This is a genomic window from Rahnella bruchi, from assembly GCF_003614975.1.
Classification (GTDB): Bacteria; Pseudomonadota; Gammaproteobacteria; order Enterobacterales; family Enterobacteriaceae; genus Rahnella; species Rahnella bruchi.
The window spans coordinates 51,106-73,048 of the sequence record NZ_QZWI01000001.1; the positions used below are offsets into that span (position 1 = coordinate 51,106).

The following is a 21,943-nucleotide window of genomic DNA, read 5'->3' on the forward strand; positions in this document are numbered from 1 at the left end:
CATGACGACACTGATACGGCACCCCGTTATTATGGGCGCGTAGCGGAAGGAACGTGTTCCGCCGGAAAACAGGGATTAACCAAGGAAGTCATCATGATTAGCGCGTTATACGTCGTGCTTGCTGCCATACTTTTGATCAAACTCTCGTTCGATGTTGTCCGCCTGCGGATGCAATACCGCATTGCCACCGGTGACGGGGGATCCTACGAATTACAAACCGCCATCCGCGTACACGGCAATGCCGTAGAATATCTGCCCATCGGCTGTTTACTGTTGCTGTTTATGGAAATGAACGGTGCGGCGATCTGGACAGTACACGCCTGCGGTATCCTGCTGATCGTCGGCCGCTTGTTCCATTATTATGGACTGAAAAATCGTGAATTTCTCTGGCGCCGTAACGGCATGGCCGCGACGTATATCTCACTGGTGCTGATGGTTGTGGTCAATATTATCTATTTGCCGTGGTCACAATTTCTGAACTTTGACTGATCTGCCCCGCTGTTTTGCATCAACACCCGAGCGCGCAGGTATCTGCCTGCGCCAGTATCTGCTAAAATCTGCCCTCAACTTTTTTCCCCACACTCTTTTTGGCCTGACTCACCGCTATGGCAAACCAAGATACGCTGTTTTCTGCACCAATAGATAAGCTGGGCGACTGGACGTTCGACGAACGCGTTGCTGAAGTTTTCCCTGACATGATCCAACGCTCTGTACCGGGCTATTCCAACATTATTTCTATGATTGGCATGCTCGCCGAGCGCTTCGTTCAGCCCGATTCTAAGGTCTATGATCTGGGTTGCTCGCTGGGTGCTGCCACGCTGTCGATGCGTCGCAACATCAGGGTTCCGGGCTGCGAAATCATTGCTGTCGATAACTCCCCCGCCATGGTGGAACGCTGCCGTCGCCATATTGATGCTTTCCGCGCAGAAACGCCGGTCACCGTGATTGAATCCGATATTCTGGATATTGAGCTGAAAAATGCCTCGATGGTGGTGCTCAACTTTACCTTACAGTTCCTTGAACCGGATGACCGTCAGCGCTTGCTGAATCAGGTATATCAGGGCATGCGTCCGGGCGCGGCGCTGGTGCTGTCTGAGAAATTCAGTTTTGAAGATAAAGACGTCGGCGAGCTGCTGTTCAATATGCATCACGATTTCAAACGTGCGAACGGTTACAGCGAACTCGAAATCAGCCAGAAACGCAGCATGTTGGAAAACGTCATGCTGACCGATTCCGTTGAAACGCATAAAGCCCGCCTGCATCAGGCCGGTTTCCAGCATACGGAAGTCTGGTTCCAGTGCTTTAACTTTGGCTCATTGATTGCGCTGAAAGCCGGAGAAGCAGAATGATTGATTTCGGTGATTTTTATCGCGTTATCGCCAAAGGACCGTTAAGCCCGTGGCTTAATACACTGCCTTCCCAGCTGACTGCATGGCAGAAAGAATCCCTGCACGGCAAATTCAAACTGTGGTTTAACTCCGTTGACCGCCTGCCACTTTTGCGGCCAGAACGTCTGGATTTGCTGCACAGCGTCAGCGCCAACATGGAAATGCCTTTGCCAGCCGGTCAGCGCGAAGGCATTGAAAACCTGCTGCGCAATATGATGCCGTGGCGCAAAGGACCTTTCTCGCTGTACGACGTTGAAATCAATACCGAATGGCGTTCCGACTGGAAATGGGATCGCGTTCTTCCGCACATCTCCTCACTGGCAGGACGCACGATTTTAGATGTCGGCTGCGGCAGCGGGTACCATATGTGGCGTATGATCGGCGCAGGCGCGCATCTGGCAGTAGGTATCGACCCGATGCAGTTGTTCCTGTGCCAGTTCGAGGCCGTGCGAAAATTACTGGGCGGCGATCAGCGCGCGCACCTTTTGCCGCTCGGCATCGAGCAGTTACCTGAGCTGAACGCATTTGATACCGTCTTCTCGATGGGTGTTTTGTACCATCGTCGTTCGCCATTAGATCACCTTTTGCAACTGAAAAACCAGCTGGTCAGCGAAGGCGAACTGGTGCTGGAAACCTTAGTGGTTGAAGGTGACAGCGAGCAGGTGCTGGTGCCTGGCGACCGTTACGCACAGATGGGGAATATCTATTTCATCCCTTCCGCAGCGGCACTGAAAAACTGGCTGATCAAGTGTGGATTTGTCGATGTGCGCATTGCAGATGTCAGTGTCACCACGCTCGAAGAACAACGCCGCACCGACTGGATGACCAGCGAATCTCTGGCTGAATTCCTCGATCCGAATGACCCGACCAAAACTATCGAAGGCTATCCGGCACCGCGTCGCGCCCTGCTTATCGCCCGCAAGCCATAACACTCTTCCCTTTCCGCCAGACAATCCTCGCGTCTGGCGGAAGCCAAAACTCACACTTTATCCCCACTTTCAGCCACGCAGCCCTGTACATCGCGCCGTAAAAAGGTCTAACCTTTGTTGAGGCTATCTGTTTGTTCTGACAGAGATCGTCGTTAACGTTTTGGGAGGAAGCATGAAATTCCCTAAAGGCAGTATCGTTAAACACAGATCCGGAGATATCAAAGGTAACGTCATGAATACCTTCGAATCACAAACAGGCATCGTGTCCTATTTCGTTTCCTGGGAAGATGGCAGCAGCAGTTTACATAAAGAAGACGAATTACACTGGGCCAATATTGACGTTGCGATCAGAATAAAAAACTTCTACGAAAAGTAGCGGTGTTACCCACCTGTCACAGTCCTTTGTAAAGCTTCGCGTTTTGGCGTTATATCATTGGATTGACCCATAGTATTTCGTGTATAAATTCGGCCAACCAATTTATCAGTACGCGATTATTTCGCGGAGAAATCAATGCGCAGAAGAATTCGTTTCCTCATGGACCGCGCCGTCATTGTTTTAGGTCTTTTTGTCATGTGTCTGGTCGTAAAAGCGGGAATGCTTGGCGTGGCACTGCTGACCTGGGGTTGAGCTTTAATACCGGTCAGTAATATCAGCTTTAACCACCTGGTTTTTAAATAAATAAGAATAAAAAAAGCCCCGCCAAAGTGACGGGGCCTGGTACTTGCGCAGGGCGACGCAATAAGGGTCGTGAGACCCGGTTAAATCATTGGGTTATTACGCCGTGCGGGATATTTCATCGTCAAACTGCAATGTGCTTTTCATTGCGGCAACAATATCGCCGTCCACGCAATAACGACTGAATTCATCAAAATCCGTGTCAGAACTCATCGTGACACCGGCTTTGCGGTAACGCATTGAAGAAGGAACCTGACGTCCTGCCGAGCTGTGTAATTCTGTCAGCCCGATATCCACAAACTTTTGCAGATTCGTCAGACGCACGCCCGCGCCCGCCATAATGATTGGACCACGCGTCAGCTGGTTGAGTTCCCGAAGCATCGGTAAACCGACTTCCGCATTTTGTTGCTGGCCGGAAGTCAGAATGCGCGCCACCCCTAACTGAGTCAACTGCTCTAACGCAATCTTCGGGTTCAGACACATATCGAACGCGCGATGGAATGTCACAGCCAGATCGCCGCATAGCGCCATGACTTCCCACATTCTTGGCATATCAATATGCCCTTCCGCATCCAGCATACCGACCACCAGCCCCGGAAAACCGAGATCACGAATGCAGGCGATGTCACTTTTCAGCACATCAAATTCGCTCTGGCTATAGCAAAAGTCACCACCCCTCGGGCGTACAATCGGATGTACCGGGATTGTCACTTTTTCCCTCGCCAGTTTGAGGGTGCCGTAACTCGGCGTAATGCCGCCATCGGCCTGACTTGCGCACAATTCGACTCGGTCGGCACCGGCTTGCTCTGCTGTCAACGCACAGTCCACGCTGTAACAACACACTTCTAATTTAGTCATGTGATCTCTCCTGATTACGGCATTATGCTACAACACTTGTCTGTAACCGGCCATGTCGCGTAGGCTTTGAGATGAGCATCCCCGCCCAATCTGCTTGCTTAGGAAAGCTAACTATGACACTCAATTTTGATTTATGGGTAGACCGCAGTCACAGTGATAGCGTTAAGTGGAATAAATACAATAATCAGGATGTCATTCCGCTTTGGGTCGCCGATACCGACTTCACTTCTCCGCCACAGGTCATTAAAGAATTACAGCAACGCGTCGCTGAAGGCGTGTTCGGCTACGGATTCACACCACCGGAACTGATTGATTTAGTGGTCAGCCGCCTGGCGAATCGTTACGGCTGGGCAATTCAGCCCGAATGGATTGTCTGGCTGCCCGGACTGGTTTGCGGCCTGAACGTCGCGGTGCGCGCCAACGTGGCTTTGCATGAAACCAGCCTGATGCCGATGCCGATTTACCCGCCGTTTATGCAGGCCGCGCAGTCCGAAGGGCGTCAGTTTACCTCGGTTAATGTCATTGAAAAGCAACAGCGCTGGGCGGCCGATTTCGCCTCTGCCGAAAGCCAGCTTGATGGCAGTGAAAGATTGCTGATGCTGTGCAACCCCTACAATCCGGGCGGAACGGTCTATAAGCGCGAAGAATTGCTGGAACAACAGGAGTTCGCCAGACGCCACAATTTAGTGGTGTGCTCTGATGAAATTCACTGTGACCTGATCCTGGAACCGGGACAAAAACATATCCCGTTCGCCTCGCTCAATCCCGATGCAGAACAACGCTCCATTACCCTGCTGGCTCCGTCGAAAACCTTCAACCTGGCTGGTCTGGGTGCGTCAATGGCGATCATCCCTAATCCGCAGCTGCGCCGCAAATTCCTCGAAACCAGCAAAGGCATTGTTCCGCACGTCAATATTCTGGCTTACGTCGCCGCGACCGCCGCTTACCGCGACGGAGATGAGTGGCTCAGTGCGCAACTCGATTATTTACGCGGTAATCGCGAATTGGTGACTTCACGGATCAACGCGATGCCCGGATTGCGAATGCTGACGCCGGAAGGCACTTATCTCGGCTGGATTGATGCCAGCGCGCTGCCGGTGCAGGATCCTTACCGTTTCTTTGTCGAGGCCGGTGTTGGATTTTCCGGTGGCGCAGAGTTTGGCGCGCCCGGTTTTGTGCGCATCAATCTCGGCTGCCAGCGTGCACTGCTTGAAAAGGCAATGGATCGCATGGAAGCCGCCTTACAAACGCTCGAACGTTAACCTTCCGCCTTCTCGCTGGCGACAATATCGCGCAGGCTGTGCGGATGAAATTTGATAGTCACTGACCCGTCAGTAATCGCCAGCGTCGGGTTAGGCAAACGCTCATTTTCCCCTTTGGGCGCACTTTGTTTCAGCTTTATACCGGGCGTCATCAGCGCATCATCGGCAATCAGCGCCAGCGCCCGCGTATACAATTCGTCTTCGACACCCGGTAAAACAATCTCAATGTGCTCCCAGCCTTCATGCGGATAACGCTTCTCGCCCGGATATGGCAGTTCCACCAGACTGATGCTCAGTGGCCCGACAACCAGCGGCTCATTGAGGGTAAACAGGCAAATAGGCCTGCCATTAATCAGCGTTTCGCTCAGCAGATGCCCGCACTTTTCCAGCCCAGACCGCCAGCGGTCTGCGGTCGTATTCTGGTGACAGCGCACTGAGATGTGATCTGCATGGAAATCGCCGAGACTGAGCTGTAATTTTTCGGCAAACGCCGTCAATACGCTGACAAATCGCGGCATATCTTCGACTAAATCCTGTAACTCAGGCACTTGGTTCATGGCAGGCATCCTATCTCTTTTGAGTTTGCATATCTTCAGGGTCGGGTAATTTACACAGCCTTTCATCCGGTTGCCAGAGACGCGCCGCAGAATCACGTTTTCCTCGCCCTCCGGCGTGCGGCGATACTGACGTCACGGGGCTAATATGATATAAACACGCATCATTTTAGGTTCGTCCACATTAGGGCGAACAGCAAACAACCACATTCCTAAATAAAGGTACTTCGGTGAATATTCAGTCACTTCTTTCAGAAAAAGTCAGCCAGGCGCTGATCGCAGCAGGCGCATCTGCCGACAGCGAAGCGCAAGTCCGTCAGTCCGCCAAAGCGCAGTTCGGCGACTATCAGGCAAATGGCGTTATGTCTGTGGCAAAAAAACTCGGTCTGCCGCCACGACAACTGGCAGAGAAAGTGGTTGAACTGTTAGACCTGAACGGTATCGCGAATAAAATCGAAATCGCCGGTCCGGGATTCATCAACATTTTCCTCGATCCGGCATTTGTGGGTGCGTACGTAGACAGCGCTCTGAACGACGAAAAGCTGGGCATTGCACCGGTTGAACCACAAACCATCGTCATCGATTATTCCGCGCCAAACGTGGCAAAAGAAATGCACGTCGGCCATATCCGTTCCACCATCATCGGCGACGCCGCGGTGCGTACCAATGAGTTCCTCGGTCATAAAGTGATCCGCGCTAACCACGTTGGCGACTGGGGCACCCAGTTCGGGATGCTGATTGCCTATCTGGAAAAAGTGCAGAACGAAAATGCCGGTGATATGAATCTGGCGGATCTGGAAGAATTCTACCGTGCTGCCAAGAAAAACTACGACGAAGATGAAGCCTTCGCCGAACGCGCACGTGGCTACGTGGTGAAACTACAGGGCGGCGACGAATACTGCCTGCAAATGTGGCGCAAACTGGTCGACGTGACCATGAAGCAGAATCAGCTGACGTACAACCGCCTGAACGTAACCCTGACAGAAGATGATGTGATGGGTGAAAGCCTGTACAACAGCATGCTGCCGGGCATTGTTTCCGACCTGCAGGCCAAAGGTCTGGCAGTCGACAGTGAAGGCGCAGTTGTCGTTTATCTGGATGAATACAAAAACAAAGACGGCGACCCGATGGGCGTTATCATTCGTAAAAAGGATGGCGGTTACCTGTACACCACCACCGATATCGCCTGCGCTAAATATCGCTATGAAACGCTCGGTGCCGATCGCGTTCTGTATTACATCGACTCCCGTCAGCACCAGCACCTGATGCAGGCATGGACTATCGCACGTAAAGCCGGCTATGTGCCAGATTCCGTGGCGCTTGAACACCACATGTTCGGCATGATGCTGGGTAAAGACGGCAAGCCTTTCAAAACCCGCTCCGGCGGCACGGTGAAACTGTCCGACCTGCTGGATGAAGCGATTGATCGCGCGCGTAAACTCATCACCGAAAAAAATCCGGAAATGAAAGACGCCGCTGAACTTGAAAAACTGGTGAATGCCGTCGGTATCGGCGCAATCAAATACGCCGACCTGTCAAAAAGCCGCACCACCGATTACGTCTTCGACTGGGACAACATGCTGGCGTTCGAAGGCAACACCGCGCCGTATATGCAATATGCTTATACCCGCGTAGCTTCCATCTTCAAACGTGCAGAAATCGACGTGAACAGCCTGACCCAACCGGTTGTGCTGAGCGAAGATCGCGAAGCTGCGTTGGCAACCCGCCTGTTACAGTTTGAAGAAGTGCTGACCGTCGTCGCCCGCGAAGGCACGCCACACACCATGTGTGCGTATCTGTACGACGTAGCAGGCCTGTTCTCCAGCTTCTACGAACACTGCCCGATACTCAACGCAGAAGACGAAACCAGCCGTAACAGCCGTCTGAAACTGGCTCTGCTGACTCAGCGCACGCTGAAAACCGGTCTGGATACACTGGGTATCGAAACCGTAGAACGTATGTAATCCGCAGTATTCTGAAATTAAAAAAGGGCGCTCATGCGCCCTTTTGTGTATCTGAAATTCACATCATCAATCTAAACGTCTCGCGAATTCTTTTACCCGGAATCCCAGCAGGCCGAGAACCGCAAAGTAAGCCACCACGCCCACGGCGACGACCGCAGCAAGACGCGCCAGACGATACGCCATTCCGCCTACGTCCCAGGCTGGCATCAAATACATCATGCCCAGCAGTGCCGCGGCCATTGCAATCACCGCCACAAACAGTTTGATCAGAAACGTTCTCCAGCCCGGTTGCGGCTGGAAAATATCCTGCTTGCGCAGTTGCCAGTAGAGTAAGGAAGCATTCAGACAAGCCGCCAGACCAATCGACAGAGAAAGCCCCGCGTGCTTAAGCGGCCCGATAAAGGCCAGGTTCATCACCTGCGTCATGAGCAGTGTGATGATGGCGATTTTCACCGGCGTTTTGATGTCCTGACGGGAATAGAATCCCGGCGCCAGCACTTTCACCACGATGAGCCCCATCAGCCCGACGGAATAGGCAACCAGCGCACGCTGCGTCATAGAAGCATCAAACGCACTGAATTTACCGTACTGGAATAATGCAACCGTCAGCGGTTTCGCCAGAATCCCCAGCGCCACAGAACTTGGCAGCGCCAGCAGGAAACACAGACGCAAGCCCCAGTCCATCAGGCGGTTATATTCACCGTGATTACCGCTGGAGAAACTGCGCGCCAGTGATGGCAGCAAGATGGTGCCCAGCGCCACGCCCAGCACGCCGGAAGGAAACTCCATCAGACGGTCAGCGTAATACATCCACGAAACAGAACCGGACACCAGAAAAGAGGCGAAAATCGTGTTGATGATCAGGGAAATCTGGCTGACGGAAACGCCGAGAATAGCCGGTCCCATCTGGCGCATCACACGCCATACACCGGCATCTTTCAGGTTCAGACGTGGCAACACCAGCATGCCGATTTTCTTCAGATGCGGCAGCTGATAACCGAGTTGCAACACACCACCGGCGACCACCGCCCAGGCCAAAGCCAGAACCGGCGGATGAAAATACGGGGCAGCAAACAGCGCAAACCCGATCATGCTGACGTTCAGGAAGGTCGGCGCAAACGCCGGTATCGAGAAACGGTTCCAGGTATTGAGTATCGCCCCGACCAGGGATGCCAGTGAAATCAGCAGGATATACGGGAACGTGATACGTAGCAGCGAACTGGTAAGCGCAAATTTGTCTGGTGAATCGACAAAACCTGGCGCGGTAATATAAATCACCCACGGTGCCGCAATCATGCCGAGTACGGTCACAATCGCCAGAACCAGCGTCAGTAAGCCGGAAACGTAAGCAATAAAGGTGCGGGTGGCTTCCTCACCCTGCTGCGTTTTGTACTCTGCCAGAATAGGCACGAAGGCCTGAGAAAATGCGCCCTCAGCAAAAATACGTCGCAATAGATTGGGGAGTTTAAACGCCACAAAAAAGGCGTCGGTGACCATTCCGGCACCAAACACGCGTGCCACAATAGCATCGCGGGCAAAGCCTAATACACGTGAAAACATCGTCATGGAACTGACGGCTGCCAAAGATTTAAGTAGATTCATGTCGCTTTTCTTGTTTACCGGTTAGCTGCTATATGAGTCAGTTAAACGACCACGCCTGCATCAGCAGGCGTGGGTGATGAACCAGCATGGCTCAAAGATGCGCTTAGTCTACGCATCCGCCATGCAATAGCCACCGGCAGTTGTTTTATGTTGTTATAGATTGTTAACCGCACTATCCCGCGCGGCTTTTCCTTTAAAAACTCAATTTAAGAATTCAGAATTCTCTCGATCATCGCCTGCGCATAAAACGCCTGCTCACCGCTGGTTTCCGGTGCGGTCTGATTATTCACGCATTCGACAAAGTGTTCTATGGCACCGACAAATCCGCGCTGCGCCAGCGTGCTTTGCCAGCCCGGCACCGGCAGTTGCGTCAGAATGTCCTGCTGCTCTTCGCGCCAGATTTGCATATTGTCCAGCTGATACACCGCGTCTTCGGTTACTGCCTGCACGCTTTCGCGTGACGTCCCCGCCCGGCGATGCATCGACGTCGTCACCAGCGTTTCGCCACACAGGAAATGGTGTTCGCCGTAGAGCATCTGGTCAGCGTCGTTAATCTGAATCAGTCCGCTCTCAAGGCTGGCATTTCCGCCCGCCAGCCACAGCGCGGTATCGACCACATGCAGATAATCATCCAGCAGGGTGAAACGCAGATCATTTGGCCCGACGCTGTTGGTGCGGTGTTTATCCATGCGCAGCGAAGCCGCATCCTGCATGTTCTCCTTAAGCTGCCGATAGAGCGGTGCGAAGCGGCGGTTAAATCCGACCATCAGCGCCTTACCCGCTTTGTGCGCCTGCTCTACCAGCTGTTCGGCCTGATCAAGCTCTGCCGCAAGCGGTTTATCGACATACACATGCACGCCCTGCGCCAGTAATTGCCCGACCACCTCGAAATGGCTGGCGGTGCTGCTGTGAACGAAAACGGCATCACACTGACTGGCCAGTTCATCGATACGTGAAAAACAGGCCATGCGATAAGAGTCACAAACAGCCTGCGCTTTTTGCTGATTAGGGGAGAATCCCCCCACCAGAGTCCAGTTTTCAGCGTGGCTCAACACGGGCAGATATGCCTTTTGCGCAATGCCGCCCAGCCCGATAACACCAATACGTAATTTACTCACAACCTGCTCCTTTTAATCGGCCAGATGTTGCAGAAGATTTTCCAGACGCTGCTTCAGCTCAGCAACTTCCGCTTCCAGCGTTTCCACACGCGCTCCCAGACCGGCACTTTCCGGCGCGGCACTGAACAAGGGTTCTTCAGCGGCACTGGCGACATCGCTGACTTCACCGCTGAACAGATGCATATAGCGGCTTTCGCGTTTGCCCGGCTCGCGGGCGAGACGCACGCAGAACGGGCCGTCTTCACGGCTGGTCAGTTCAGTCAGGGTTTGTTCCACTTCGGCAACGTCAGAGAAATCATGCAGACGGTTAGTACGGGTGCGTAATTCACCCGGCGTCTGTGCGCCGCGCAGCAACAGCGTGGTGACCACCGCCACCTCCTGCGGGGAAAATTTGAGATTACCGAATTCAGAATTACAGAAGCGATGCTCATATTTCATGGTGCGTGAGCCGCTCAGGGTGCGGATGATGTGTTTGCGCAGCAGCAAATCCAGCGTTTGCTGCACCTCGCTTTCGCTCAGATCCATCACCGGCTCGCGGTTGGTTTTCTGATTACAGGCCGTGGTCAGGCCGTTGAGGGTCATCGGATATTGTTCTGGCGTGGTGAGCTGCTTTTCAAGCATACAGCCCACAACACGGGCCTCCCGTGCGCTGAGTTCGTGTTTCATACTGCTCTCCTTATCGGGACGGGGGTGTCCATTCTTGCCAGGTTAACGCCGTCAGTACGTGATCCTGCCATTTGCCGTCGATCAGCAAATAGTCTTTCGCGTAGCCTTCACGTTCAAATCCGAGACGCTCCAGCAACTGACCACTGCGTTTGTTGTGCGGCATGTAATTTGCCATGATGCGGTGCATCTTTTGCTGGCGTTGCATATAGCGGATGAGGGTTTGCAACGCTTCCTGCATCAGGCCTTTGCCCTGCCATTCCTGACCGAGCGAATACCCGAGGAAGCAGGCGTGGAAAGAGCCACGCAGCACGTTGCTAAAATTCGCCACGCCCATCACCCGGTTCTCATCGGGGTCGAGCAAAATAAAGTAATACGCACTGCCCTGTTTTTGCATCTCGGTAATCAGGCCGAGACGCGCCTGCCATCCGGAGGGATAACAATGGCTTTCATCCCTGACCGGCTCCCAGGGTTTCAGAAACGCACGATTCTCGGCGTAGTATTCAGCCAGCCGGTGCGCATCACGGTCATGAACCAGGCGCAGAACCATCCGGTCAGTGGTAAGCCGCACCTTTGGCACGGCAGATTTGTAGCCAAACATCCCTTCCCTCCACATCCCGCATGGGTCGATAAATAGAATTTATAGGAAACGACAGATCATCGCTAATTCTGCCAGTCAGAACGCGGCTTGACGATAAAAAAATATTATCAATAGCGCCCTATCTAAATGCCAGTTTCCGGTTCAGACTGGAAGCGTCTTTTCTCCTTTCAGTATCTGCCGGACAGGATACAAATAATCGCTCATGGTGAAGCATGTCTCTGGTATCACAAGCTCGGAGCTTGGGTAAGTATTTTCTGTTATTAGACAACGCGCTGGTTATTTTAGGCTTTTTCGTGGTTTTTCCGTTGATCTCAATCCGATTTGTTGATCAACTTGGCTGGGCGGCGATGGCTGTAGGTCTGGCGCTCGGTGTTCGCCAGCTTACCCAACAGGGATTGGGCATTTTTGGCGGAGCGATTGCTGACCGGTTTGGCGCAAAACCGATGATTATCACCGGTATGCTATTGCGTGCCGCTGGCTTTGCCACCATGGCGATGGCTGATGAATCCTGGATATTAGTCTGCTCGTGTATCCTCTCCGGCCTTGGCGGTACCTTATTTGATCCACCGCGTACCGCGCTGGTCATCAAACTGACCCGCCCGCATGAGCGCAGCCGCTTCTTCTCCCTGATGATGATGCAGGACAGCGCCGGTGCCGTTATTGGCGCACTGATTGGCAGCTGGTTACTGCAATACGATTTTCATTATGTCTGCTGGGCTGGGGCCGCTATTTTTTGTCTGGCCGCGGCCTGCAACGCCTGGCTACTACCCGCTTACCGTATTTCCACCCTGCGCACGCCGATGCGTGAAGGCATGATGCGCGTACTGCGCGACCGTCGTTTTCTGACTTATGTCCTGACGCTCACCGGCTATTACATGCTGACCGTACAGGTCATGCTGATGCTGCCTATCGCGGTCAATGATGTCGCTGGCAGCCCGTCAGCGGTGAAATGGATGTATGCCATCGAAGCCGTACTGTCTTTAACGTTTTTATATCCGATTGCCCGCTGGAGCGAAAAACGTTTCCGCCTCGAGCAGCGACTGATGTTTGGATTGCTGATCATGACGCTCAGCCTGTTGCCGGTAGGACTGGTCACCTCAATCAATCCGTTATTACTGCTGATTGGCTTTTTTTATATCGGCTCAATTATTGCCGAACCAGCGCGTGAAACGCTCAGTGCATCACTGGCGGACGCCCGCGCACGCGGCAGTTACATGGGCTTCAGCCGTCTTGGACTGGCACTGGGCGGCGTGATCGGTTACACCGGCGGCGGCTGGATGTACGACACAGGCCGTGCGCTGCAACTGCCTCAGTTACCGTGGTTTCTGCTCGCCGTCGTCGGCTTTATTACTCTGACCGGCCTGTACTGGCAATTCAATTTGCGCCGCATCGAACCGGCCATGCTCAGCGGCGGCTGATCTCCATTCAATCCTCTGATGCAGACCGCGTTCTCGGGAACGCGGTTTGATCTCCATCCCTAAATTACCCATACTGAATCTTATAGTTAGATAAAATCCGAACCTACATCCGGCAGTTTTCATGCACCCTACAGGTCACCGCCGGCGATAACAGGAGCTACGAACTATGAGACTTTACGTATACGAACATTGCCCTTTCTGCGTGAAAGCACGCATGATTTTCGGCCTGAAGAACATCCCGGTTGAGATCAAAGTGCTGCTCAATGATGACGAAAAAACGCCGATTTCGATGGTGGGCAAAAAGATGGTGCCTATCCTGCAAAAAGCCGATGGCGGTTTCATGCCTGAAAGCATGGATATCGTGCATTACATTGATAAAAGTGACGGGAAGCCGCTGCTGACCGGCCCGCTGAACGCGTCGATCGCTGCGTGGTTGCGTCAGGTTTCTGAATATACCGGACGTCTGCTACTGCCTCGTTTTGCCGCTGCCCCACTGGAAGAATTCTCCACGCCGGAAGCGCGAAAATATTTCTCTGATAAAAAACAGGCAGCCAGCGGCAGTTTTGCGGAACACCTGCAACATTCAGAAGGTTTAGTGAAGAAAATCAGTCAGGATTTGCGCGCGCTCGACAAGCTGATCATTGAGCCGAATGCGGTGAACGGCGAGCTGTCAGAAGATGATATTAATCTGTGGCCGTTGTTGCGCTCCTTGTCGATTGTACAAGGCATTGACTGGCCATCGCGGGTACAGGCTTATCGCGACAATATGGCGAAACAGACGCAAGTCAATCTCTTCACTCGCCTGGCAAGTTAAGCTCGTCAGCGTTATCTGCCGGAAGTGCGCTTCCGGCAATTTTCCCTTTTCTTCCCTTCCTCCGGCACTTAGGCTAATCAGCGTTGTCTGATTGGAGCCTGGCCGTTTAGCGGTCATGCTGACAAAATAGCATTTACGTAATGAGGGAAGAATGACAAAGCGATTTCTGGGTGCCGCAGTACTGATGTGCGCCAGTTTACTGGCCGGTTGTAACCAGCTGACGCAATACACAATCAGCGAGCAACAGGTCAACGATTACCTGCAGAAAAACAATAACTTCGAGAAGCAACTCGGCGTTCCGGGGTTAGTTGATGCCAAACTGGTTCTGACCAATCTCAGCAGCCAGATAGGCCGCGCAGAACCAGGCGTCGTGACCCTGACCGGCGACGCACATGTTGATATCTCCTCATTATTCGGTCCGCAAAAAGCCGATATGCATCTGACACTGAAAGCTCATCCGACCTATGATCGGGAGAAAGGTGCCATTTTCCTGCGTGATATGCAGGTGGTGGATTACACCATCAAGCCGGAAAAAATGGATAACGTGATGAAAGGCCTGATGCCTTATCTGAACAATTCACTGAATTCCTATTTCAACCAGCGTCCGGCTTACGTGCTCAATGGCGATCACAGCAAAGGCGAGGCGATGGCTAAGAAACTGGCGAAAGGCATAGAAGTGAAACCGGGCGAATTGGTAATTCCGTTTACCGACTAGCTTAAGTAGTGGATAAGAATGAAAAAGCCCGGCGTGATTTCTCACCGCCGGGCTTTTTTACGTTCTGACCCCAGGATTACTGGTCGTCTTCTTCGGCGTCATCCAGTTCCGGCGGCAGCTGCTCTTCCAGTTCGTCGCGCATCGCCTGCAACGCTTCGCGGCTGATTTCAGACAACGTGCGGTAGAAACCGCTGGTGGCATGAGCTTCAACTTTACCGAGGAACTTGCCACACCACGGGAACAGGAATTCATCGAATAACGTGATTTGCGCCCCGACTTCATCTTCCTGCGACTGATCTTCCAGCCAGGATGCCGCCAGCAACATGCCGCCAAAATGGTCAGCAGGCGTTTCACCCAAAGGCATACCGCGCTGTTGCAGGAATGTGCGCACGTCCATCTCATTTGCGCCGTCAACATAATCACTGCGAAATGGCGAAACTGCGCATTCTGAGCCGACAAACAGACGGTTAAACTCGGCAGCCAGCGCTTGTGGGTTAGCGCTTTCCTGCAAACGAACCAACAATGCATCCTGTTCCAGTGGCCAGTGTTCGCGCAGTTTCCCGTCCTGAATCAGGCCAAACAGCGGAACCAGCAGCGGATCCTGCGGCTGGCGGTAAAACAAAGTGCCCAGCACGCGGCAGACAATCGAAAATTCATTCATAACAGTAACCTGCTCAGACAATGAAAAGGGTTAATCACCCGCAATTTGGTCGCGACAATGTCACAGTTCGCTTAATTCGGCAATGGGCGCGCGGCCACGTGCCTCGAGAAAATCAAGGAAACGGCGCGGGCTGACGTTCAGAATACGATCTTCCGGGAAATCAATTTCACGCAGAATACGCTCGCAGTGCTCAAAGCCACCCAGAGAATAGGCGATATGCGAATCAGACCCCAGCGCCAGCCAGCCACCGGCTTCCTTGACTGCCAGCGCAATGGCGCGGCAATTGGGCTCGCTGCCTACGCGTGAATGAATGAACGAGGAGTTATTCAGCTCAAGCGCCACGTTATATTTCGCGGCAGCCGCCGCTACGGCCTGAATATCAATCGGGTATTTCGGATTGCCGGGGTGAGAAATAATATGCACTTCACCGCCCGCCATCGCCGCAATGACCGCAGCAGTATGAGTTTCTTTATCAACGGGTTGCATTACCGGCTCGTGGAAACCGGCAATAATTACGTCGATTTCTTTAAGCATCGGACCGGTACAATCGATATCACCATTAATGTTTTTGATGTTCGATTCAATGCCGCGCAGGATGCCAATTCCGTTCACCAGACGCGGCCAGACCCGCATATTCATAAAGTGCCAGTAATGCGGCGCATCGGCCATGTCAGGGCCATGATCGGTGATGGCGAACAGCTTGATGCCCTTTTCTGCTGCTTCATCAATGTAATCATGTAACGTGCTGTAGGCATGCGTGCTGGCAACAGTATGCATATGTAAATCAACCGGGTACGGCATGGTGTCTCCTTGAAATATTCTGCCGCGGCGAAATAACCGCAGCATGGATAATGTTAGCAGATGAACGTCAGTAACCCCGACTGAGATCGACACGTCCGGCAGGTTCACGCCCCGCTTCTATCGCCAGAATATTGCTGACAATGCTGTCCATCGCTTCTTCCGGCAGCGTATCGGCACCGACGTGCGGCGTAATACTCACGCGCGGATGCGACCAGAACGGATGCATGCCCGGCAACGGTTCTTCAACAAAGACGTCGAGCGTGGCAGCGGCAATCTGACCGCTGTCGAGCGCACGCAGCAAATCGCCTTCCACCAGATGACCGCCACGGCCAAGGTTAATCAGGTACGCATTATGCGAAAGATTTGTGAACAGTTGATGATTGAGAATACCGGCGGTGTGCGGCGTATTTGGCAACAAGTTGATCAGCACCTTGCAGCCGCTGGCAAACGCCGACAGCTGGTCGTCGCCATAGAAACTTTGCACGCCTTCCTGCGATTTGGCACTGCGGCTCCAGCTGCGCACACTGAAATGCAAATCCACCAGCGCCTGCGCCACGCTGCTGCCAAGTACACCTGCACCGAGAATACCGACGGTGAATTCACTGCGTGAATGCGGCGCAAGCGGACGCCACTGCTTTTGTTGCTGGAACAGCTGATATTCGTCCATCCGGCGAAAATAACGCAGTACGCTGGCCAGCGCATATTCCTGCATCTGCAAAGCCATGCCGGTATCTTCCAGGCGCAGCAACGGCACTCCGGCAGGCAATGTGCCGGGCTGTCGCTGTTCCTGCGTGAGGATGGCATCAACACCCGCACCCAGCGCGAAGATGCCTTTCAGCATCGTGCGCGGCGCGAGCATGGCGTACGGCGGCCGCCAGACCAGCGCGTAATCCGCCGGTTGATGATCATTGGCATTCCATACGCGCATATTGGCCTGCGGTAATCTTTTTGTTATTCCGTCAATCCAGGGCTTTGCATCAAATGTAGGGTGGTAAAAAATAATGTTCATCGGGGAAACCTCCTGTGAACAGACAGATTTCCCTGAATATCATCGTGATGCAAGCCTGTGACGCAAAAAAGAACAAGCCCCGCAGAACGGGGCTCGTTGAGTGACGAGCTGTGACGACAAAAATCAGGCCACAGCAGGCTCGCGGCGGATCATCCGGCGCAACAGCGGAATAAGGATAAGCAGCACGACACCCGTCGCTACAGAGCCCCAGCCCAGTACGTTAAAGACCTGGCTATATCCCGGATTGGTCAGCACCGGCGTGCTGCCCGCATTTTGCGGCATCAGCCCAGAAATGTAGCTCGCCAGTACCGAAGCCACGCCGGTGACCATCATCCAGCAGCCCATCATCACGCCCTGATAACGCGGCGGAGCCAGTTTGCCGATCATCGCGTAACCAATGGGGGAAATCAGCAGTTCACCGATACTTTGCAGCAGATAGCTGATGGCAATCCATTTAAACGCCACCAGCCCGTCGCCGCCCGCCAGATGAATACCCAACGGCAGAACCAGCATACCCAGCCCCATACAGAACAAGGATGCGGAAAACTGAGCAGGAATATCAATGTTCCAGCCACGCTGACGCAGACGGTTAAACCACAACGCCATCAGCGGGCCGCCAATGACAATCACAATGGTATTAATATTCTGGATCCATTGCGGTGCCACACGGATACCGTACACATTCAGGTTGATATTGTTTTCGGAGAACAGCATCAGCCCCATCGGTGCCAGCTGATACAGCATCCAGAACACCAGCGAGCCCAGTGCCAGCAGCAGATAGGCTTTCATGCGACGGCGTTCGTCGGCATTGCGGTGACGGAATGTCACCAGTGTCATCATCGCAAAAATCACCACACCCAGCGCCACCACAAAGTAACTGCTGAATTCAGCATGGGTCAGCAACATACGGATCACCGGCACCAGCACAATCAGGATGGCAATACCGGCCGCCATACGACGCAGCATCTGGCTGCGACTGGCTTCTTTAAGCGGCGTGCTGATGTCGGCCAGAATCGACCAGCGGGAAAGCGTCACAACGATAGCCGCCACATTGCCCAGCGTGGCGAACAGGAACAGTGCGCGGTAGTTTTCGCTCAGCTGGAAATAACCAGCGACCGCGAAACCAATAAAGAAACCGAGGTTCATCCCGGCGTAATTCCACAGGAACGCCGATTCGCGACGGTCATCGTCCGGTGCAAAGCGCTGCGTCAGCATCATGTTCAGGCAGGTGACATTCAGCCCGCTGCCGGTCAGGAACATCGCCAGCCCCCAGTAAAGACCGGTCACGCCTTCCATCGCAATCAGTGCGCAGCCAAATACCTGCAACACCATGCCGAGCACGAACAGATTACGGTTGCTGAGGTAACGTCCGCCCAGATAGCCACCGAACATGTGCAGCCCGTAGTTGAATGCGCCGAAAACGCCCATGATGGCGTTGGCATTATCTTCACTGAAGCCAAGTTTTTTGGTGGCATACAGCACCAGCGTGGAATACAGCACCGCGAAGCCGAGCGTCGCAAATGTCTGAACGAAGAATAATGTGCCTGCACCGGCAGGAATTGCCGCCCGATGCTGCGACGCGGTCGTGTTATTTGACTGACTCAAGAATAGCCCCTGTCCTTATCTGTTAAACAAACTCTGCTTCAATCGTTGACTTGTACAGTTCTTATGCGAAGCATTTTTTAAGAGTGCATTGTTATACCGCTACCACAGATGATTACCACAACATATCTTGCTATTTCGCCGCAACAAAAAGCGTTTGCGGGATAATTGTGCTTTTATACAGAAACACTAATTTCTTATTCATTTTGATAAGCAATTTTAATCACACTCTGCAACCAGATACTCGCTGCTCATCCTTACGGCATTATTTGCTCTTTAAATCATCAAATTGCTCTAAGTTTGTCTAAACGGCACAGAACCTGCAAAAAGAGGGTTGACGCTGAGGCGACTTTTCCCTACATTAGCGCCGGTCAGCAGCACTGCGGTGCAGCGGACGACTGGAGAGGTGTCTGAGTGGCTGAAGGAGCACGCCTGGAAAGTGTGTATATGAGCAATCGTATCGAGGGTTCGAACCCCTCTCTCTCCACCACATTAAACAAAAAAGGTTCTGATGAAAATCAGGACCTTTTTTGTTTTGGGCGTTTTAAAGCCGGCACCCGCTGAATTATCCGCGCTGAACAGACTCTGAGCGTCTGACACAAAACGCCCAAAAATTTCTTGACCCTTTATGGACGCCTCCCTATAGTAGCGCCCCGTTGCAACGCAAGCGCTGTAACGAACACGGTGAGGTGTCTGAGTGGCTGAAGGAGCACGCCTGGAAAGTGTGTATACGAGTAATCGTATCGAGGGTTCGAACCCCTCCCTCACCGCCATATTAAAGAAAAGGGTCCTGATGAAAATCAGGACCCTTTTCTTTTGGTTCGATTCATGCCTGAGCCGTTTTTGTCGATAAAGCCATTGCGTGAACCTCACTCAGCTTTTGGTGTCGCCACTAATACCCCTCCTCTGCGAAGGGGAGGGTTTGGGTGGGGTTTTAATGGCAACTACGATGCTATTTACTCATCACATTTTCACCAGCATCAGCCCTGCCCTTAATCCCAAAGCGACGTTCGGATTCGGGAACAACACCACTTCCTCGTCGGCTTCCACTTTGTAGGTTTTCCCGGTTTCCTGGGCGATAACAAAACCTTTGCTGAACGCCGTAAAATTCAGGGCATCAGGCGGGACAAATAGCTGGAAATCTTCCTGCGAGCGGATCACATCCTGCACCACGCGATAGTGCAGCAGCGGCGCGGCGGCCTCACGGGCGGGCAATGGCTCGCCGCTGACCAGCGTTTCCAGCGCGCGGCGGATACCGGTGAACTGTGCGTGATCGTTACTGCCAAACGGCAATGCCTTGCCCAGTTCCAGCGTGCAACTGTCGGCCTGAAAAACGTCGCTGCTGAAATGCGTGAAAGTACCGCCCGGCGAGCGGTGATGCACCAGCGCATCCAGCCCGGCGGCATCAAGCCAGGTGAGCATTGCCTCGCTTTTCGCACGCGTCTGTAACGGCAACAGCCCGAAGCGCACATGTTTTGATCCGCGGATCGCCGTATGCAAATCATAGTGGAACCGCACTGTCGTCCCTGCGGCTGTCGCGCTGCGGTAAAACAGCGCCATCACCTGTTCGAGTTCCTGCGCACGGCGGCTTTCATCGTTCGGCGTAAAACGCGCGTGACGCCCGCCAAACATGCGGTTCATATCCGCTTCGACAAACCGGTTATTAATGCGCATGGCGGGCGGATTGCCCAGCAACACCAGCAGACGGACGCGTAATTGTCGTTCGCCTGAAAGGAGTTCGCCGACCAGCTGGTTCAGCAGCTCAATCGGCGCAGTTTCATTGCCGTGGATACCGGCGGAAATCACCACCGCGGCTTCGCAGGGTTGGCGCGGTGACAGTTCGAGAATGCCCTCACCGCGCCACTGCCAGTCCAGCATTTCAGTTTGTCCGGCGGGTTCTGTTACAGCCTCGCCGGAAAGTGTCATCGCCAGTAAATCAAACATATCTCACTCCTTTGAGGTTCAGCGCTGAAAAGGATAAATCGCACCCAGCCCGAGAATATTGGTCAGTTCATCGAGTGCTGTACGCACTTCGGTCAGCAGCTGAGGATCCGCCAGATCTTTCGCCTGCATCCGGTCACGATAATGCGTATCCACCCAGGAATTAAGCCGCGTGAACTGGCTGTCGCTCATCAGCGAGGCCACATTCACCGCATTCAGTTCGTTACGGTTAAGCGCCACGCGCAGGCGCAGACACGCCGGGCCGCCGCCATTGCGCATACTTTCGCGCAGATCAAATACTTCAATCTGATCGACCGGCCCGCCGCTGTCTCTCAGTGCCGACAAATACGCCCACACCCCGATGTGCTGGCGTGATTCTTCCGGCACCACCAGCATCATTTTGCCATCCGTTTTGCTCAGTAACTGGCTGTTAAACAGATACGTTGCGACCGCATCATCGAGCGATACTTTCGACTGCGGCACTTCAATCGGCTGAAAATCCAGCTCAAGCGCTGCCATTTTTCTGCGGATTTCGTCCAGCGCTTTGCCGGAATTAACAAACGCCTGTTCGTGATGGAAAAGCACATTGCCGTTGCTGACAGAAATTACGTCGTTGTGGAAAACGCCGCTGTCGATAGCATGCGGATTTTGCTGGATAAACACCGTGCGCTTCTCATCAAGCTGATGCAAACGGGCTATTGCGTCACTGGCTAAACGGGTCTGACGCGCCGGATAGCGCACCGGTTCGTTTTCACCGGTCGCCAGTCCGTCACGGCCATAAACAAACACCTGCACGCCGGGTTTATCGTAGGCACCGCATAGACGGTTGTGATTGGCAGCCCCCTCATCCCCGAGCGCCGCCACCTGCGGCAGCGCATCGTGGTGAGCAAAATATTTATCCGCGTGGAATGTCGCACGCAAAATCGCAGAAGTGGTTTCCGCCTCAATCGCGCGGTGAAATTTATTATTCAGGTTGGCGACGGTAAAATGTACGCGTCCGTCCGCGCTGTCCGCCGAAGGCGAAACCGTCGCAGCATTGGCCACCCACATGGAAGACGCCGAACTCAGCGATGACAGCAAACGCGGCGAATACGCCTGCGCTTTGGTCAGGACCTCGCGATCACTGCCGCCGAAACCCATTTTGCGCAAAGTGCTCAGATGCGGACGCTCATGCGGCGGCAAAATCCCCTGGGCAAAACCCAGGTCTGCCAGCGCTTTCATTTTCAGCAGGCCCTGTTTCGCCGCCAGACGCGGATTCGCTACCGCATTCTGGTTTTTGGTCGAGGCTTCGTTGCCAAACGACAGCCCGGCATAATGGTGCGTCGGCCCGACTAATCCGTCGAAATTTGCTTCACATCCAGACATTC

Annotated in this window: 21 protein-coding genes and 2 tRNA genes; 11 read left to right on the forward strand and 12 right to left on the reverse strand. The window is 53.4% G+C overall.

The features are described from left to right. Nucleotides 1-93: 93 nt before the first annotated feature. The 4 genes from D5398_RS00230 (at nt 94) to D5398_RS00245 (ending at nt 2,693) form a co-directional block, all read left to right on the forward strand. Complete coding sequence (locus tag D5398_RS00230; RefSeq protein WP_120505843.1) at nt 94-489, forward strand: MAPEG family protein; 396 nt, start codon at nt 94-96, stop codon at nt 487-489. A 116-nt stretch (nt 490-605) separates the two neighbouring features. Continuing rightward, nucleotides 606-1,349: a carboxy-S-adenosyl-L-methionine synthase CmoA gene (gene cmoA / locus D5398_RS00235; protein WP_120505844.1), complete on the forward strand. Its 744-nt coding sequence runs from the start codon at nt 606-608 to the stop codon at nt 1,347-1,349. After that, on the forward strand, nt 1,346-2,317 hold the full coding sequence (gene cmoB / locus D5398_RS00240; RefSeq protein WP_120505845.1) for a tRNA 5-methoxyuridine(34)/uridine 5-oxyacetic acid(34) synthase CmoB: 972 nt from the start codon (nt 1,346-1,348) through the stop codon (nt 2,315-2,317). The genes cmoA and cmoB overlap by 4 nt, the downstream gene beginning before the upstream one ends. A 172-nt stretch (nt 2,318-2,489) precedes the next feature. Next, entirely contained in the window at nt 2,490-2,693 is a 204-nt protein-coding gene (locus D5398_RS00245) for a hypothetical protein (protein ID WP_120505846.1), read from the forward strand. A gap of 399 nt (nt 2,694-3,092) precedes the next feature. On the opposite strand, the gene cutC is transcribed toward D5398_RS00245, so the two are convergent. Beyond that, nucleotides 3,093-3,851 (reverse strand): copper homeostasis protein CutC, encoded by a 759-nt coding sequence (cutC, locus tag D5398_RS00250; RefSeq protein ID WP_120505847.1) that lies wholly within the window; start codon nt 3,849-3,851, stop codon nt 3,093-3,095. Between the two features lie 113 nt (nt 3,852-3,964). Between cutC and D5398_RS00255 the strand changes: the two genes are divergently transcribed. Continuing rightward, nucleotides 3,965-5,113: a MalY/PatB family protein gene (locus tag D5398_RS00255; RefSeq protein WP_120505848.1), complete on the forward strand. Its 1,149-nt coding sequence runs from the start codon at nt 3,965-3,967 to the stop codon at nt 5,111-5,113. On the opposite strand, the gene D5398_RS00260 is transcribed toward D5398_RS00255, so the two are convergent. Continuing rightward, a complete protein-coding gene (locus tag D5398_RS00260) occupies nt 5,110-5,679 on the reverse strand; it encodes a VOC family protein (RefSeq protein WP_162940695.1) in 570 nt (189 codons plus the stop codon). The genes D5398_RS00255 and D5398_RS00260 overlap by 4 nt on opposite strands. 218 nt (nt 5,680-5,897) lie before the next feature. Here D5398_RS00260 and argS point away from each other — a divergent pair, with 218 nt between their 5' ends. Continuing rightward, nucleotides 5,898-7,631: an arginine--tRNA ligase gene (argS, locus tag D5398_RS00265; protein WP_120505849.1), complete on the forward strand. Its 1,734-nt coding sequence runs from the start codon at nt 5,898-5,900 to the stop codon at nt 7,629-7,631. 66 nt (nt 7,632-7,697) lie between these two features. Here the strand turns inward: argS and murJ are convergent, their stop codons facing one another. From murJ to rimJ, 4 genes are all read right to left on the reverse strand, one after another. Next, complete coding sequence (murJ, locus tag D5398_RS00270; protein ID WP_120505850.1) at nt 7,698-9,233, reverse strand: murein biosynthesis integral membrane protein MurJ; 1,536 nt, start codon at nt 9,231-9,233, stop codon at nt 7,698-7,700. Nucleotides 9,234-9,439: 206 nt separating this feature from the next. Then, nucleotides 9,440-10,351, reverse strand: coding sequence for a Gfo/Idh/MocA family protein (locus D5398_RS00275; protein ID WP_120505851.1), 912 nt, complete (start codon nt 10,349-10,351; stop codon nt 9,440-9,442). A gap of 12 nt (nt 10,352-10,363) precedes the next feature. After that, on the reverse strand, nt 10,364-11,017 hold the full coding sequence (locus D5398_RS00280; RefSeq protein WP_120505852.1) for a YceH family protein: 654 nt from the start codon (nt 11,015-11,017) through the stop codon (nt 10,364-10,366). A gap of 10 nt (nt 11,018-11,027) precedes the next feature. Further along, complete coding sequence (gene rimJ, locus D5398_RS00285; RefSeq protein WP_013575017.1) at nt 11,028-11,615, reverse strand: ribosomal protein S5-alanine N-acetyltransferase; 588 nt, start codon at nt 11,613-11,615, stop codon at nt 11,028-11,030. 212 nt (nt 11,616-11,827) lie between these two features. Here rimJ and mdtH point away from each other — a divergent pair, with 212 nt between their 5' ends. The 3 genes from mdtH to D5398_RS00300 all read left to right on the forward strand — a co-directional run bounded on the left by mdtH (nt 11,828) and on the right by D5398_RS00300 (nt 14,562). Next, nucleotides 11,828-13,033, forward strand: a complete 1,206-nt coding sequence (mdtH, locus tag D5398_RS00290) for a multidrug efflux MFS transporter MdtH (RefSeq protein ID WP_120505853.1) — start codon at nt 11,828-11,830, stop codon at nt 13,031-13,033. A 166-nt stretch (nt 13,034-13,199) separates the two neighbouring features. Then, on the forward strand, nt 13,200-13,847 hold the full coding sequence (gene grxB / locus D5398_RS00295) for a glutaredoxin 2 (RefSeq protein WP_120505854.1): 648 nt from the start codon (nt 13,200-13,202) through the stop codon (nt 13,845-13,847). A 151-nt stretch (nt 13,848-13,998) separates the two neighbouring features. Continuing rightward, nucleotides 13,999-14,562: a lipoprotein gene (locus tag D5398_RS00300; protein WP_120505855.1), complete on the forward strand. Its 564-nt coding sequence runs from the start codon at nt 13,999-14,001 to the stop codon at nt 14,560-14,562. Between the two features lie 76 nt (nt 14,563-14,638). Here the strand turns inward: D5398_RS00300 and D5398_RS00305 are convergent, their stop codons facing one another. The 4 genes from D5398_RS00305 to D5398_RS00320 form a co-directional block, all read right to left on the reverse strand. Further along, nucleotides 14,639-15,223: a TorD/DmsD family molecular chaperone gene (locus tag D5398_RS00305; RefSeq protein WP_120505856.1), complete on the reverse strand. Its 585-nt coding sequence runs from the start codon at nt 15,221-15,223 to the stop codon at nt 14,639-14,641. Between the two features lie 60 nt (nt 15,224-15,283). Further along, nucleotides 15,284-16,024 (reverse strand): phosphatase, encoded by a 741-nt coding sequence (locus D5398_RS00310; protein ID WP_120505857.1) that lies wholly within the window; start codon nt 16,022-16,024, stop codon nt 15,284-15,286. A gap of 67 nt (nt 16,025-16,091) precedes the next feature. Then, a complete protein-coding gene (ghrA, locus tag D5398_RS00315) occupies nt 16,092-17,033 on the reverse strand; it encodes a glyoxylate/hydroxypyruvate reductase GhrA (protein WP_120505858.1) in 942 nt (313 codons plus the stop codon). Nucleotides 17,034-17,156: 123 nt separating this feature from the next. After that, nucleotides 17,157-18,638 carry a peptide MFS transporter gene (locus D5398_RS00320; RefSeq protein ID WP_120505859.1) on the reverse strand — a complete coding sequence of 494 codons (1,482 nt, stop codon included), beginning with the start codon at nt 18,636-18,638 and terminating at the stop codon, nt 17,157-17,159. A gap of 397 nt (nt 18,639-19,035) precedes the next feature. Here D5398_RS00320 and D5398_RS00325 point away from each other — a divergent pair. Together D5398_RS00325 and D5398_RS00330 are read left to right on the forward strand one after the other, a co-directional pair. Next, a tRNA-Ser gene (locus D5398_RS00325) sits at nt 19,036-19,125 on the forward strand. Nucleotides 19,126-19,318: 193 nt separating this feature from the next. Further along, nucleotides 19,319-19,408: transfer RNA gene (locus D5398_RS00330), tRNA-Ser, on the forward strand. Between the two features lie 190 nt (nt 19,409-19,598). Here D5398_RS00330 and astE read toward each other — a convergent pair. Continuing rightward, entirely contained in the window at nt 19,599-20,579 is a 981-nt protein-coding gene (astE, locus tag D5398_RS00335) for a succinylglutamate desuccinylase (RefSeq protein ID WP_120505860.1), read from the reverse strand. 18 nt (nt 20,580-20,597) lie between these two features. Next, a complete protein-coding gene (gene astB / locus D5398_RS00340; protein ID WP_120505861.1) occupies nt 20,598-21,941 on the reverse strand; it encodes an N-succinylarginine dihydrolase in 1,344 nt (447 codons plus the stop codon). Between the last annotated feature and the right edge of the window lie 2 nt (nt 21,942-21,943).